11 protein-coding genes are annotated in these 14819 nt (G+C 38.3%); 4 read left to right on the plus strand and 7 right to left on the minus strand.

The annotated features are described in order from the left end of the window. Positions 1-282: 282 nt before the first annotated feature. The gene (locus BLR60_RS24130) at positions 283-1179 is read right to left on the minus strand and encodes a glycoside hydrolase family 25 protein (protein WP_090505026.1); all 897 of its coding nucleotides are present in this window, start codon (positions 1177-1179) and stop codon (positions 283-285) included. Between the two features lie 1042 nt (positions 1180-2221). Continuing rightward, the gene (locus BLR60_RS24135; RefSeq protein WP_090505029.1) at positions 2222-3526 is read right to left on the minus strand and encodes a hypothetical protein; all 1305 of its coding nucleotides are present in this window, start codon (positions 3524-3526) and stop codon (positions 2222-2224) included. 321 nt (positions 3527-3847) lie between these two features. Between BLR60_RS24135 and BLR60_RS24140 the strand changes: the two genes are divergently transcribed. Next, positions 3848-4072, plus strand: coding sequence for a helix-turn-helix domain-containing protein (locus BLR60_RS24140; RefSeq protein WP_090505032.1), 225 nt, complete (start codon positions 3848-3850; stop codon positions 4070-4072). 304 nt (positions 4073-4376) lie between these two features. Here the strand turns inward: BLR60_RS24140 and BLR60_RS24145 are convergent, their stop codons facing one another. The 4 genes from BLR60_RS24145 to BLR60_RS25000 form a co-directional block, all read right to left on the minus strand. Next, complete coding sequence (locus tag BLR60_RS24145) at positions 4377-6305, minus strand: UvrD-helicase domain-containing protein (protein ID WP_090505034.1); 1929 nt, start codon at positions 6303-6305, stop codon at positions 4377-4379. Beyond that, positions 6287-8383: an ATP-dependent nuclease gene (locus BLR60_RS24150; RefSeq protein WP_090505037.1), complete on the minus strand. Its 2097-nt coding sequence runs from the start codon at positions 8381-8383 to the stop codon at positions 6287-6289. Before BLR60_RS24150 ends, BLR60_RS24145 begins: the two co-directional genes overlap by 19 nt. Before the next feature lie 125 nt (positions 8384-8508). Next, positions 8509-9144: a hypothetical protein gene (locus BLR60_RS24155; RefSeq protein WP_090505040.1), complete on the minus strand. Its 636-nt coding sequence runs from the start codon at positions 9142-9144 to the stop codon at positions 8509-8511. After that, positions 9145-9321 (minus strand): hypothetical protein, encoded by a 177-nt coding sequence (locus BLR60_RS25000; RefSeq protein ID WP_090505043.1) that lies wholly within the window; start codon positions 9319-9321, stop codon positions 9145-9147. Positions 9322-9342: 21 nt separating this feature from the next. On the opposite strand from BLR60_RS25000, the gene BLR60_RS25005 reads away from it, so the two are divergent. Continuing rightward, the gene (locus tag BLR60_RS25005; protein ID WP_167354819.1) at positions 9343-9480 is read left to right on the plus strand and encodes a hypothetical protein; all 138 of its coding nucleotides are present in this window, start codon (positions 9343-9345) and stop codon (positions 9478-9480) included. A gap of 341 nt (positions 9481-9821) precedes the next feature. Here the strand turns inward: BLR60_RS25005 and BLR60_RS24165 are convergent, their stop codons facing one another. Further along, entirely contained in the window at positions 9822-10460 is a 639-nt protein-coding gene (locus BLR60_RS24165; RefSeq protein ID WP_143009147.1) for a hypothetical protein, read from the minus strand. A 166-nt stretch (positions 10461-10626) separates the two neighbouring features. On the opposite strand from BLR60_RS24165, the gene BLR60_RS24170 reads away from it, so the two are divergent. Together BLR60_RS24170 and BLR60_RS24180 are read left to right on the plus strand one after the other, a co-directional pair. After that, positions 10627-11370, plus strand: coding sequence for a hypothetical protein (locus BLR60_RS24170; RefSeq protein WP_090505049.1), 744 nt, complete (start codon positions 10627-10629; stop codon positions 11368-11370). Between the two features lie 2110 nt (positions 11371-13480). After that, positions 13481-14050 carry a hypothetical protein gene (locus BLR60_RS24180; RefSeq protein WP_143009148.1) on the plus strand — a complete coding sequence of 190 codons (570 nt, stop codon included), beginning with the start codon at positions 13481-13483 and terminating at the stop codon, positions 14048-14050. Positions 14051-14819 lie beyond the last annotated feature (769 nt).

Consider the following 14819-nt stretch of genomic DNA (forward strand, 5'->3'; position numbering starts at 1 on the left):
AAGAATACTCGGTTTTAAAAGAAAGTAGCGCACTAAACCTAAAGGATCAGCACGCTACACTGGCTAGTTCTTGACCGCCCATGAAACAAAAATAACATATTTTATTTGCAAATTAACACAGAATCTATCGGATGACGAAGCGCTTTGGGTACTTTGGCGCGACAAAGTACCATGCCCCGCGGCATAGAGCGAAAAAATTAATATTTATTCATGCTAAGTAATGCACTAATAAACTCGGGATACACGAATGCGCCAATGACAAATCAACTAATAACCAATGAACTAACGAACCAACAACCTATCCAACGCCAAACTATCACCATTAAAAGCATTAAAATCTACCACATGGCCAATACCATTAATTTTCGCTTTATCAGAATGCTGCCAAAATTTCCAGCGACTCTTATCCATCCTTAATTTTGGCTGATAATAATGGGCAATCCACAAGGGATAATCTTCAAAATGATCAACCAGATAATCTTCATAAAATTTAAGTCCAGTATAAATAATCGGCCTCACTTTGGTTTTCATTTCAACATAATTGAGAAAATCAGCCAGTTCAGCCCGCATTTTTAGTGCAGAAACACCATCTAATGATTCAATATCCACAACAGGAGGTAAATCCTCTTTCTCGATATTCACTACCTGTAAAAAAAATTTGGCCTGTGTTTTTCCATCCTTTTTTGGTCTGAAAAAATGATAGGCCCCGCAAATAATACCTGCTTTTGGGGCTTCACGCCAGTTACGCTGAAAATAGGGATCAACCATCATTAATCCTTCTGTGGCTTTGATAAAGGCAAAGCGGATACTCACCTCATCTTCTTTCATTTCCTTTACTTTTTGCCAGTTTATTTTACCCTGGTAATAAGAAACATCAATGCCATGAACGGTATATTTTTTGGGGATCTTGATGTTAAAACTTTCGTATGTCCGGTAATTCGGGTCTTGCCCCCAATCCTTCACCCAACGCCAGGTAGCCACAAAACTTTTTAACACATAGCCGTAATAAAAGGGCGAGAGTAAAATCAACAATAAACCGGCAATAACCAATTTAAGCTGAACCGAAATACCACCCTTCTTTTTTCTGCCTGTTGCGGTTTTTCGGCTTACAGGTTTCCTGGCAGCAGGCTTTCTGGTAACTGGATTCTTGTTTATAGGGGTTTTCTTCTCTGGCGGCATAGGTATTTAATGCTGCTAAGTTGAGGAAAATGTATGGAAATAAAAAAGGCGAGTTTGCAGGAAAACCTTTAATTATCATTCTGAACCCAGTGAAGAACCCGTAGGCTCTGCGAAGCAAATCTTTCAATCAAAAGATCCTTCGTACCTCAGGATTGACAGCATGAAGTAAAAGATAATGAAAAGTATACCTAAAGTATAAATCTACAATAACCCATAGTAGTAAGATTGCTTTGTCGGCTGAAAAAGCCTTCTCGCAATGACGGATTTATTGGCGGAACAATACCATATTAGAAACTATCCTTATACACCGTGCTATCTGCATCCCGCTATCTGCACCATGCTATCCGGCCTAGGATATGATGGAAGGAGAAAACGTTAAAGCTTTTGCACCTACTTTCAACCTACCACTACACAGAGGCAGCACGCCCTCCCCGATTCTTCATCGGGGCTTGTGCTGACGACCTCAAAGCTTTGACGAATTTATCCGACATCAGATCCAAGCCTTGATTTTTGGTTACCTTTTTATCAAGAAAAAGGTAAGAGCCCCTCGGCGGCGGTGAGCCGAGGCAAGCCCGTGCGAAAGGCAAAACTGTAGCTATTACCTAACTTAAATGATTTCTCCGCTACGGTCGAAATGACGGGTTTTTCGTAATGATGGATTTATTGGTGGAACAACGCTTTATTAAAAACTATCATAACGCACAATGCTATCTCCACCCTGCTACCGGCCTCGCAGATTTTCGCAGGAAAAAGCACGGAAATCTTTGCACTTCCTTTCATAACCCCACAGCCCAAGGCAGGATCAAAGCGAGAGCGGTGGAATAAAGCAAGGGCTAAGAGCCTCGATGCTGCCGCTATCAAGATTTCCGTAGCTTTTTACAAGAAAGGATGCAAGCCTTGATTTTTGGTTACCTTTTTATCAAGAAAAAGGTAAGAGCCCCCTCGGCGGCGGTGAGCCGAGGCAAGCCCGAGCGAAAGGCAATAAATAGCAACCGCATTAAGATTCCCGCCTGCGCGGGAATGACGACCGTATAAGTCCCCCTTACCCCCTCTTCACTTCATACCACCTCTCCACCCCGTCTACAAACCCCTCAAAAAACTCCCTATAATACCCTTTAATCACCTGCACCCTAAAATTTACCTTACTAAAAAACCATACCAGTTTATAATCCATTTCGGCCTCAAGCAAATACCATAAATACGGTTTAGCGCTATCGCAAACCAAAAACAGCCCGGGCTGATTGGTATTCAGATGCAACAATTTCCCTTTCACTTTAATCTTCAGTTCCAGTTCATAATAATCGCCCTCATCCCTTAACACAAAACTTAAAACAGGCACCTCCATCGCAAATTCAACCATTTTCATATCCCGCATTACAGGTTTGCCCGTAATATTGCGCAGGCCATAAGTATAAAAGTAGTGTGTAAAACGCTGTTGCATCAATAGCGGTAAAGCCTTGTTCCACAATTTTAAAAGCGCCAGTTGGTTAGCATCGTTAAGTTTATGGGTTTCGGCTACCTTTTCGGGCAGGTGGGCATTGGCGTTAAAGCGGATGGCAGCGATCTCTTTCATGGCGAAGCAAATGCTGTTCAGCTCCTCCTGTTGTAGCGATAGGCTAATGCCATCCACATCGTGCGGATTCAGCACAAAACGTTTAAAAGATTTTACCGTTTTAAGGTAGGCCGTGGCCGCAAAAACATAGGGAACTAAAAAAGGATAATGGTTACTGTGGAAATGCTGCAGGTCGGTATTGGCGAAACAATAGCCAATGTTAACCGGTGCCAAACGTGCCATAGCCTGTTTATTCAATAACCTTTCTCGTGGTACTACCACGCGTTCCGTAACATCCGGCAAATCATCGCCAGGCCTAAACAAACCGCTAAAATTTTTCTTTAAGGTAATGGTAAAACCGCCCGGTTTCTTTACCACATCTACATAACTCGACCGCTTATTACCTAAAGCAAAACATGCCGGCCAGTAATATTGCTGAAAATCGCAGTAACCACTCCGCATCATGGCCCGCAAAGTAAGGTAAGCATAACGCCCCAGGTAGCTTTCATCCGTATCAACACTGCAGCTCACCAGCAGGCAATCGTATTCTACCGCGATGTAAACCTTTGCCTCTTCCCCTCCCAATTTAACATGAACGGTTAACAAACCCTCATCAAAAGAAAGCGATGCTATGGCCAAGGGCTCAGGCTTTTTACCTGCGCTAAATGTACTTTGCCATCTGCTAGCGATCTGCTCCAGCACCGCTAACCTTAACACCCTGCTCGCCTTTTCAAAAGGAAGTTGATAAAACCGCGAAAGCGGTTTCCCTGCAATGGTAATGGATTTAGCTTTCATGCTCGTATGATTTTACGAGTCTTGTTGGGCAACAAAGTCCCTAAATAATAAATGTGGGACTGTCTACCATGGTTACAATAAAGCTCTGACCCCTTACGCTAACATGGATTTACAGCAGCCCCACATCTATTTCGATGTACAAATATATACATCTACACATAGATATGGGCATTAATCTGCTGTCTTGCGTTAGCGGGGTCAGAGATGCAACCACAAGACTTTTATTAATACCTAATTACAATACCATAAATATAGAAATTTATTTCTGTTGTTACAAGATCTTATAACAAAAAATGTATTTTATTTTAGTGTATTTATTGGATGAATGAAGAAAGGGATAGAAAACGTTTAAGAACGTTTGGACAGAACTTAAGGACAATAAGAGAAAAACTAGGTTTAAGCCAAGATCAGGTAGTGGCGAATTGTGACTTGACGAAAGGAAACCTAAGTAATATAGAGAATGGAAATAAAGATTTTACGTTTACAACGCTTTTAGAAATAGCGAAAGGATTAGGAATACCCCCAAAAGAGTTATTGGATTTTTAGCAATTTTAATGTATGATTGAGATAAAGATATATTATGGGATCTGGTCGACAATGCTCTTTAACTTATTTAATCATTTTATCCCAATTAAAAACCTTTTTAATAGCTTAAGGGAGCATCTGCATAGTTCTAAAATTGCGAATAGAATGTTCAAGAAATAAATATAATAGCAAAAGCCCGATCAGCAATGATTGGGGCTTTTTGGATTTTCATCAATGCTATTAAAAATAATATAAGATGATGATAAAAAAAGTATATATATATTGGTTAATAGATAGTTAACCAGAATAAGTTACAAACACAAAATCAAATCTCAATTACTTTAGTGTCGCCAAACCATTCTTTAGCTTTAGCTATTACCTGCGCATCTGGATTGTGGAAGAAAACTGCCAAATTCTCTTTCGTCCGTGTACAACAAACATAAAATATCTTTTGGGTTCTATCTAATACAGATGCTGTACCAGTTTCCAAGAATAAATTTCCGAAATTGTAATTGTTCCAACCTCCATTATCAAGAATAACTAATACATTATCAAATTCCGCTCCTTTAGTTTTATGCTGAGTTGAAAACGGTGTCTGCCCCTCCAAATATTCATACAACTTTTGAAATTCACTAAATTTAACCTTCTTTACACGATTGTATAGATACTCATTTTCCTCTTTAAAATCAATAAGCTTATCATCAATCAGAGAAATGCCCTTTTCGTTGGCATCTATAATGACATCCTCTATTGTTTTATCGCCAACATTTATGAGATTATCAATATTTTCTTTTAAAGTTCTTTTACTTGCAATGCTCGTGATTTTATAACGATAGTCTGTAGCTCTTAGAAATTCATTAAACCTTTTATTTTTATACAAAGAAATACTAGTCTGGATTTTAAAGAGATGTTTTATAAGATTATCTCTCTTCGAACCCTTTTTATTTACGTCCTTTTCATCTTGTTTTTTATCATCAATCAGAGCATCTTTGTTTAAGTATATTTTTTTTACTTCAGAGAATGGTTGATCTTTTAGCTGACTGTACAATTCAGCCATTATCGGGTCTGCCAATAAAATTTCTTTCTTTAGTTCTCTTTGTCTATTTTTCAATTGAAACTTGTCTACAACAATATCGAAAGTATCGTCTTCGTCGATTTCAATTTCTGGTCTATTATTCTTCTTATTATTCTTTATCTTGTCAAGAATCTCTGATTTTAACCCAATAACTGGGTCATTATCATAAATATCCATCAACATTCTAAATCCTGCTTTGCCCGCTATTAAATTATGAGTGAGGTTTAATTCCTTAGTCTCTTTTGAATTATTAAAATTCCAATCATAATTTTCCTTTAAGTATTTTTCAACGTTACTAATACCACCATCAGTAGAATGCAGAAACAGCACATTTCCTTGCTTTACAATACCTTCAAGCATATTAGGCGCATTTGGGTCATTAGATGGTTCTTGTATTATACCATCTGTACGTAGTTTATTAGCTAAATTAATTACTAGTTGGGGGTTTCTTCGGTTCTGTTTCTTTGGAATTTCATTTACAGTATCTGCATCATCTCCTTTGTAATCATCTAAATTTCCAATCCCAGTTTCGTAAATTGATTGCATCGCGTCTCCAAAAAAGCCAATAACATTTTTCCTTTCGCTTTTCTTGAAATGAGTAAGGAATATATCTACAACTTCTTTACTTGTGTCTTGATACTCATCAATAAAAATGAACTTGTATTTATCCTTTACAATACTGCTAAGTTTAGGATATTTCTCAAAAAGAGAGTTGGCAACAATAAGCAATTCATCGTGAGAAATTATTCCTTCACGTAACCGCACAAACTCTTTATATTGTATGCCGTCTGGTAAGATATCAAAGAAATTATTAGGAACAGTGTTTATATGATCAATTGAAATTTTGCCGACGTCTTCATTATTTGCTAATGAAATAATTGTTTCTTTAAGCTCTTTTTGAAAGTGCTTTAAATTATCCCATAAGAAGTCGTGAATTGTAGATACATTTAGGTTCTTATGATTTACTCTTTCTTCGATTTCTTTTACTGCTGAATTGGTGTATGTCATACAGGCGACTTTTGCAGTTGAATTTTCAGCGAGTACTTGACGAATGACACTTACCAACGAATAGGTTTTACCACTTCCTGCACCACCACTTAAAAGGAAGTTTCTTTCTTCATCAATTGATTGCAGGATTTCTTGAACCTCAGGTTCTAAACTTAATCTTCCTTCAGCCATAATAAACCATTTTTGATATATATAGGAATACTCCAATTACTAAAATCTTTATCACTATGATATAAAATATCTAATGCGAAATGAGTTTTCTTTTTTATACACGAATTCGCTAGTACATAAGCATTACTTACACCATCATCAAATAGTTTTGTGTTTTTTAATCCTTGAAATTCATCTTTCTTGTCCTTTATAAAAGCATGATTAATATAAATAAATGCATCTTCAAAACTTCTCGCATTATACTTTTCGTCTTTTTCGTTCAACTCGTCCTGCTGATAGCATATACAAACTGTAGAGCCTCCCAGAACAATAGTTCTGTTGACTATAGGTAATACTTTCAAGTCATTCCAAGCAATTTCTTTTAAAAAATGATTGATTGCCGAATTACTTGTTTTTGTCCCTTCATCAACAGGACAAGCTCCCCAAACATCTTGACCATTGTCATCTTGTTTTACGACTTTAATGGCATCAATATCCGTTAAAATCAAAGATTTAATACCCAAAAACTCTATAAACTTTCCGAAAATTTGAGAATATGCTCCAACTTCTATTATAGATATATTTTGAGATAATAGGGGAAGTAAAGTATCTTCTTTATTTTCTGCTTTTAAACGAGCTATTTCTTCCAAATCAACTTTCCTCATAAAGGTTGGTATCAATATTCTTTCTGTATCTCCCTCGATAAGCACCGCTTTATCCGCAAAGAATATTTCAGCTCTGCTGATGGTTAGATATTGCTTTAGAAATTGATATTGCTTTGGATCTTCATCATATTGCTTTCTTAAATCTGAAAGATTTTTTGCAACAACATCATTTTTGTTTTCCACTTTTAAATATTTGATGTCATCAAAATCACTATCAGCAACGATATGAGATGAATGTGTGGTAATTATATATTGAAGTGGTCGATTTATTCCATCCCCTTTCTTTACACCTTCAGCAAGTAATTTCTTTATATTTTTTATAAAGATATATTGCATTTGTGGATGAGTATGTGCCTCTGGCTCTTCAATAATGAGCAAGTTTATGTCCGCTGGCTTCTTATCCTTATCTCTTTTGAAATCTTGTACGAGAATTTCAATTTCAAAAATCATACTTATTAGGTTCATATAACCTAAACCATTATAATGTTCTGGTAACTTATGTTCGTCGTGGGTATATACTACGGTTGTATTACCTTCAAGTAATTCTCTATGTTGCAATGTTGAAATAATTGCTATATCCGTATCATTCAGCTTTATTCCTCCAAAATCTTGCACTTTCTTAATTACATCACCAAACAAGTCTTTGTATATATTACTTAATGTACTATCGGTCTCTGAAAGTTGGTCTTTAAAATTTTCAGTAGCTTGATTTTTTTCGGCATTATCTTCTTGTTTTTTGTAAAGGTTGGATGTATGCTTAGATAATGTATTTTCCTTCTCCTTATTAGTTACGTCACGTCTTGCGCTGATGTATTTGAAACCTATAATATCTTTAATACTAATTCCTTCACTTTCAAGGTCAATGTAATTAACCTCATTAGCTGTATTAGTAACCACATCGTACTCAATAGATAATTTGTGAGGATGGAAGTAATTATCTAATTCTTTCTTCAAGAACTCACTTAAATCACCAGGCTTGCTCTTCTTTTTTTCATCTACCTTAATCTTTTCTTTTACTCTATATATAGCAAAATCGGCTCTCAATTCCAGAAAATCAGTATAGCTTACTGTGTATTCAAACCCTAATACAATTTTATTGTTATCAGGATCTAAATCCATTAATACTCTGCTGACGTTTGATAAGTCATCTTTTTCGTTGTATTCAATAAAGATTTTTAATTTAATTCCTTTAGGTGCAAAATATTCAGGTACAACTTCTGATTTAATAAGGCTTTCCAGTTCATTTCTAAAATCTATATTGAAATCGTCGTAAGAAAATTTACTTTTCTCGTTTAAGAATTTGTCAAGAACAGATAGAATAGATGTTTTTCCTGTATTATTTTTTCCAATTACGAGAGAAAGTTCTTCTTCTAAATCCATAGAAAAATTCTTTAACAATCTAAAATTGGCAATTTTGAGTTGGGTTATCTTCATATACTAATTTGGATTTAGTTTAAAAACTGACCTTTAAAAAATCTAGTGTAAGATTGCTTATATTAAGCACACTTTAATAAATTCTTTCTTTACTTTATTGTAGTCTTTGTAAATTCTTCAAGAGACTACGATTGATCTAATATATATTTAACATTTCCAAGTACGGTTTTAGCCTCTTCAAAAGCATTTGCTATTTCAATATCATCAAAAATTTTTAGCTCAAATAGGCCACTATTAACATTGAAAATGCCGATTTCGACTTGATTTTTCTCACATGAATAATAATTTTCGGCAAGGTATCTTTGGAGAATCGGATATTTTAATTCATTCTGCCAATCTCTTGGTGATTCTTCTATTGAAAAAACCATATTACGAGTATCACTCGAACTTAAAATTGGAGAATTACCTCCCAGTGAAACATCTGCGAGTAATTTCAGGTTTATTCTCGTAAAAAAATTATCCAAGCCAAACCCATTTTTCATCATATAATCACTATAACTGGAAAAGGCCTCACAATATTTCTTGGCACGTTTATTATTTACCGAGTTCTCGATAAACTGAAGCTTATACGCATCTTGCAATTGCGTATGAAATTTGCCTTTATTCTCGTTATCATTATGAAACTTACCAATAAAGCTTTTAAATATACCACTAAAAGACCCATTAGTGCCGAAGCCTTTTGCAGCCTGACTTAAGCTTTTCGCGAATGCTTGTGTATTTTGTCTTGCTTGCTCAAGTTTAGCAATACTAATATTCAACATCTATTTCTTCTCCCTCCTAACACCCTTAAAAGGTGTCCCGTCTTGTTTTACATCCATAAATCTACCGGTTTCGGTATCTCGTTTAACCCACTGTTCAGTTGTTGGGTTAAAAGCTTGCGAGCGATCTTTTACTGTTCCATGTCGGCGGTTGTCGCCTGGTTTTCCATTTGTAGCCATGCTAAAAATTTAATAATAGGAATGATTGCCCAATTACTTGAGCAGTTTAATTATTTCCAGAAAGCTTTGCATGGCCGGTATCCCCAGGCAATAGGAGAAAAAGAAGATGAACTTTATAGTGCACAAAAGCATAATATTTCTACTTTTGCACCATTCTAAATAACGATGCTACCTCATGTTCGTTTCTAATTCCCTTAGTTGCGAATAATAAATTTTATTAGGCTCAGGATATGTCGCAGTTTCCTGAGCTTTTTTTATTTTTTATTAAACCCGTCAACACTCGTCTGACTTATAATACAAACTTAATCAAAACTGCAAGTCAATTTCCATGCAAGTTATTAACAATCAACCCATTTAGTTAATAATTTATTCAGCCAACAGTCAGAACCTAAGGCATAAAAATTTAACTTACTGAAAATGAAGCATTAGCAAGCAAAAAAGATTGTTAATAAGTTCTAACATTTCTTTTATAAATAACTTAAATCTAAGTACTTAAAATGCTATTCAACTCTTATAGCTTCAGTAGTTTTAGTTAGAAATGATGGCAAACCTTTACTATTATAATCATATTGAAAATTTTTGCTTATTTTATCGTTAGAAATGCTCCAGCCATAATTAGATACAAGATCTAAAGCATCTTCAGTAGTAATATCCTTTTTTTGAAATTCATGCGACACCTTTTCGAAGTCCCAACTACCATAGCTTCTCGTAATAGTACAGATATCTAACGTTTTACCTTTATATCTTAAAACAGAAACATAAAAAACGATACCACCTACTTCGGTTTTGTCTTTTAAACTTGTGCCGTCATCTTCACTGTTTATAAAATTTAAAGTGGTTAAAGCTATCTTTTGTCCTTTCTCTTTAATATAGGCTGGTTTAGCACCAGCGCCATCATTTACATCTACAGCTGCAAACTTTAACGTAGTAAAAGCAATTTCATCACTTGTTGAAGCAGAACTATTACCGGAACTATATGAAGAGGTACTTCCAGAACCTGCTGCATAGCCTCTCACATGTGGGCGCACATAGGTGCCATCTTTTCTGGTATACCCCCTAACACTTGTAGATCTTCGTTGTGCCAAAACTGGCATAACCAACAGGCAAATTTGTAATAATAATAAAATTGTTTTTTTCATATAATGGAGTTTTTTCATTTCGTGAAAGTACATGCCTTAGAAAATTAAACCTTACGGTTTCCCCCATTCTTTTAAAAAAATCTCTCCACTCCTTTTAGTTGTAAAGAAAATAATATTAACTTAATACCAATTAATCTAATTTATTTACTTTTTAAAACTACAAGTTATGTCTAAAACGAATGAGACCGGCCACGCCAAAAACGTAGCCAACTTCGAAACCCTGTTAAGTTATGTAACCGGTTATGGCGCGGTGTACAACCCCAGCAATGCCAACATCCAGTTGAGCAGTTTATCCGAGAAAGCTACCGCAGCCAAAACCATTAACGAGCAGGTGCACGATGCGGCTGCAAAAAACAGCAATGCCATAGCCCTGCGCGATCTGGCTTTTGCCCCCTTAAAAAAGCTGAGTACCCGTGTGCTGAGCGCCGTTAAGGCCAATAGTGTACCGCAACAGGTATTGGATAATGCCGTAAGCCACCACCGCAAAATACAGGGGCAAAGGGCAACGGCCAAACTCACCGTCGAAGAAAAGAATAACCTGGCCGCCAGCGGCACGGTGGTTAACCAGGTTTCGGCCTCGCAACAGAGTTACGATAATCTGCTCGATACGTTGGATAAGCAGATTAAACTCTTAGCCACCATACCGCAGTACGCCCCTAACGAGGTAGATTTGCAGCTGGCCAGCCTTACCAGTTTATATAACGATTTATTGCAGAAAAACCGCGATGTGGTAGCCAACACCTCGCAGTTGAGTACCCTACGCATTAACCGCAATAATACGCTGTACGATGCAGAAACGGGTATAGTTGCCCTGGCGCAGGATGTGAAAAACTATGCGAGATCTGTTTTTGGCTCAACCAGCCCCCAATACAAACAGATTTCGGGTATTCTGTTCCGAACGCTAAACTAACAACCCAATAATACCCTAAAAAATCATCCCTAATTTATTTCCCTATTTCCATTTAACAAGCACCAAACAGGTTGCTGTTTCTCTTTCAGGCCATGCTTAGCGGTAAAATGGCTCATTGCATCTCCTCAACTATCACCTTTAACCGCTAAACTACCTGCTGCACCGTCTGAACTACCGACCGCAACCTCTGAACTGTCGATCGCAACCTCTGAACTATTGACTGCAACGTCTGAACTAACGACTGCAACGTTGGAACTAACGACCGCAGCGTTTGAACTGTCGACTGCAACGTTTGAACTAACGACCGCAACGTTTGAACTATCGACCGCAACGTTTGAACTAACGACCGCAACGTTTGAACTAACGACTGCAACTCTGAGCTACGCATTAAGATTCCCGCCTGCGCGGGAATGACGGATTTATTGGTTGAACAACTATCACAAGCACCATGCGATCTGCACCTTGCTATCCGGCCTCGCAGATTTCCGCCGGAAAAAGCACGGAAATCTTTGCAATTCCCCTCATACCCCACAGCCCAAGGCAGGATCAAAGCGGGCGCGGTGGGACAAGCAAGGGATGAGAGCCTCGATGCTGCCGCAATAAGATTTCCGTAGCTTTTTACAAGGAAGGATGCAAGCCTTGGGTTTATGACCTTTTATTGTTTGTTTTATCGGTTGTCATGCTTTCGCTGCGCTCAGGTTTGTTACTTTTGGGCCAAGCCAAAAGTAAGAGCCCTTCGGTGGCTAACCGAGGCAAGCCCGAGCTGAGGGCAAAGAATCTACACTATTAATCTAATTTAAAAGATTTCTCCGCTACGGTCGAAATGACGGATTTATTGATGGAACAAATACCATATTAGAAACTATCTTATACACCCTGCTATCCGGCCTCCCAGATTTTCGCCGGAAAAAGCACGGAAAGCTTTGCAGTTACCCCTTCATACCCAACAGCCCATGGCAGTATCAAAGCGACGGTATAGCCGTACCGATTTTACATCGGTAGCCGAGGCAAGCCCGAGCCAAGGCAAAAAAACAACCGCTTTAAGATTCCCGCCTACGCGGGATCCGATAGCTATCGGATGACGATTGTATTAGAAATTATCCTTCTACACCATTCCATCTGCACCTTGCTATCTGCACCCTGCTATCCGGCCTGGGAGATGATGGAAGGAGAAAACGTTAAAGCTTTTGCACCTCCTTTCGAACTACCACTGCCCCGAGGCAGCACGCCCTCCCCGATCCTTCATCGGGGGCTTGTGCTGACGACCTCAAAGCTTTGACGAATTTATCCGACATCAGATCCAAGCCTTGGGTTTATGACCTTTTATTGTTTGTTTTATCGGTTGTCATGCTTTCGCTGCGCTCAGGTTTGTTTCTTTTGGGCCAAGCCAAAAGAAAGAGCCCTCGGCGGCGGTGGACCTGTACCGATTTTTCATCGGTAGCCGAGGCAAGCCCGAGCTAAGGGTAAAGAATAACTAGCGCATTAAGATTCCCGCATGCGCGGGAATGACGACCGTATTATAGCGATCGCCTTAGCCTGCAATATGCTCCACGCCATTCTACTCCATGCGATCTGCACCCTGCTACCCGGCCTGGGAGATGATGGAAGGAGAAAACGTTAAAGCTTTTGCACCTTCTTTCAACCTACCACTGCCCCGAGGCAGCACGCCCTCCCCGATCCTTCATCGGGGGCTTGTGCTGACGACCTCAAAGCTTTGACGAATTTATCCGACATCAGATCCAAGCCTTGATTTTTTGGTCCCTTTTTCATCAAGGAAAAAGGACTAGCCCCGGCGGCAATGAGCCGAAGTAAACTATATCGCGTATTGACTGTGGCTAATAAACTAACTTAAAAAATTTCTCCCCGCCTGTACGGGCAGGCGCTACGGTCGAAATGACGACCCAACGTCGCCCCTCAAGGTTTCAAAGTAATCGATCCATGGATAATGTTATGCTCCATGCTATCTGCTCAGTGTAGCATTTAAAAACATCACACTGTTTAACACATTTTAAGTTAAATAATGTAAATCACGTTAAAGATCGTTAATTAAAGACGAAAGTCTATTAATCTACTGCATTTTTAGTTCATGAAAACTAAAACATTACCATTAATGCTACTAATCGGATTTTTTGGCATTAAAACAAGTAAGGCACAAGATAGTACAGGTGTAATTAAACACAGCGTACACATCTCGCCCTTTGCAGGTTACAACTCAACATTTAAAGCACCTGTTTTTGGTGGAGAAATAGGTTACGAATATCGCTTAAACAAGCATTGGGGTTTTACCGCAGGAATAAACCTCGCCTATATCCAGAAGAATAACCCAGCAATTGGTTATATTAATAACAATGGTAGTATAACGCAGGCCAAAAACGTTAAAGTGCTGCAAAATGCCATGTATGCAGGTGCAAAATACTACATTGGCCGTTTTTATCTATCAGCCGAATTGGGATACCAGGATGAATACCAGACCACTAATTTTCCTTACACGGGCACAGGAAGCAGCTATAATAATGGCACATACGCAACAAATGGATTTTATCAGGCTTATGGACTCGGATATCAGATCCCTTTGAAAAAAGGCGATAACATTGAAATATTTGCTAAAGGTTCTGGCGCAAACAATACAAGCTTTACTGCCGGCTTTCGTTATTCATTTGGTTTATCGAAAAGAAGGTAGTATTTGTTTTTACACGTCAAAAATTGTGCACTCATTAATTTAGCACAATGTTTTATTAAACTAAGGCCGATTTGAAAATGCGTCCGATAACAAAATCGGGCGCATTAAGGAGCCGAACTATCTGAACAGATGCGCATTACAATTACTTTCCCAAACCGCTACAACTCTTATAATATCCGACTAACCACAATAAAATGTATTGAATTTTAAATAGTAAATTACAGTACTTGAACAGTGTTAATGCGCTGCACCTACAGATCCTTCGCTATACTAATGCGCAGGAATGACGATCATATAAGAAATTATTCTTATACGCCATGCTATCTGCGCCCTGCCCTACGATCCGGCCTGGGATATGATGGAAGGAGAAAACGTTAAAGCTTTTGCACCTTCTTTCAACCTACCACTGCCTAGAGGCAGCACGCCCTCCCCGATCCTTCATCGGGGGCTTGTGCAGACGACCTCAAAGCTTTGACGAATTTATCAGACATCAGATGCAAGCCTTTCAGTTATGCCTCGGTGTTTGTTGTTTTTAACGGCAGGCATGCTTTCGCTGCGCTCAGGTTTGTTTCTTTTCCATCAAGGAAAAAGTAAAAGCCCTTCGGTGGCTAACCGAGGCAAGCCAGCGTGATGGAGAAAATTGTAGCAAATAAACTAATCTAAAAGATTTCTCCCCGCCTGTACGGGCAGGCACTACGGTCGAAATGACGGATTTTTCGTTTTAACGGCAATCAAAAGATCCTTCGTTGCTCAGGATGAAAGAAAATAT

This window comes from Pedobacter terrae, assembly GCF_900100705.1.
Classification (GTDB): Bacteria; Bacteroidota; Bacteroidia; order Sphingobacteriales; family Sphingobacteriaceae; genus Pedobacter; species Pedobacter terrae.

Coding starts and splice junctions, on each gene's coding strand:
- BLR60_RS24130 (WP_090505026.1), bottom strand. CDS start 1,179: ATGCCGCCAGAGAAGAAAACCCCTATAAACAAGAATCCAGTTACCAGA.
- BLR60_RS24135 (WP_090505029.1), bottom strand. CDS start 3,526: ATGAAAGCTAAATCCATTACCATTGCAGGGAAACCGCTTTCGCGGTTT.
- BLR60_RS24140 (WP_090505032.1), top strand. CDS start 3,848: ATGAATGAAGAAAGGGATAGAAAACGTTTAAGAACGTTTGGACAGAAC.
- BLR60_RS24145 (WP_090505034.1), bottom strand. CDS start 6,305: ATGGCTGAAGGAAGATTAAGTTTAGAACCTGAGGTTCAAGAAATCCTG.
- BLR60_RS24150 (WP_090505037.1), bottom strand. CDS start 8,383: ATGAAGATAACCCAACTCAAAATTGCCAATTTTAGATTGTTAAAGAAT.
- BLR60_RS24155 (WP_090505040.1), bottom strand. CDS start 9,144: ATGTTGAATATTAGTATTGCTAAACTTGAGCAAGCAAGACAAAATACA.
- BLR60_RS25000 (WP_090505043.1), bottom strand. CDS start 9,321: ATGGCTACAAATGGAAAACCAGGCGACAACCGCCGACATGGAACAGTA.
- BLR60_RS25005 (WP_167354819.1), top strand. CDS start 9,343: ATGATTGCCCAATTACTTGAGCAGTTTAATTATTTCCAGAAAGCTTTG.
- BLR60_RS24165 (WP_143009147.1), bottom strand. CDS start 10,460: ATGAAAAAAACAATTTTATTATTATTACAAATTTGCCTGTTGGTTATG.
- BLR60_RS24170 (WP_090505049.1), top strand. CDS start 10,627: ATGTCTAAAACGAATGAGACCGGCCACGCCAAAAACGTAGCCAACTTC.
- BLR60_RS24180 (WP_143009148.1), top strand. CDS start 13,481: ATGCTACTAATCGGATTTTTTGGCATTAAAACAAGTAAGGCACAAGAT.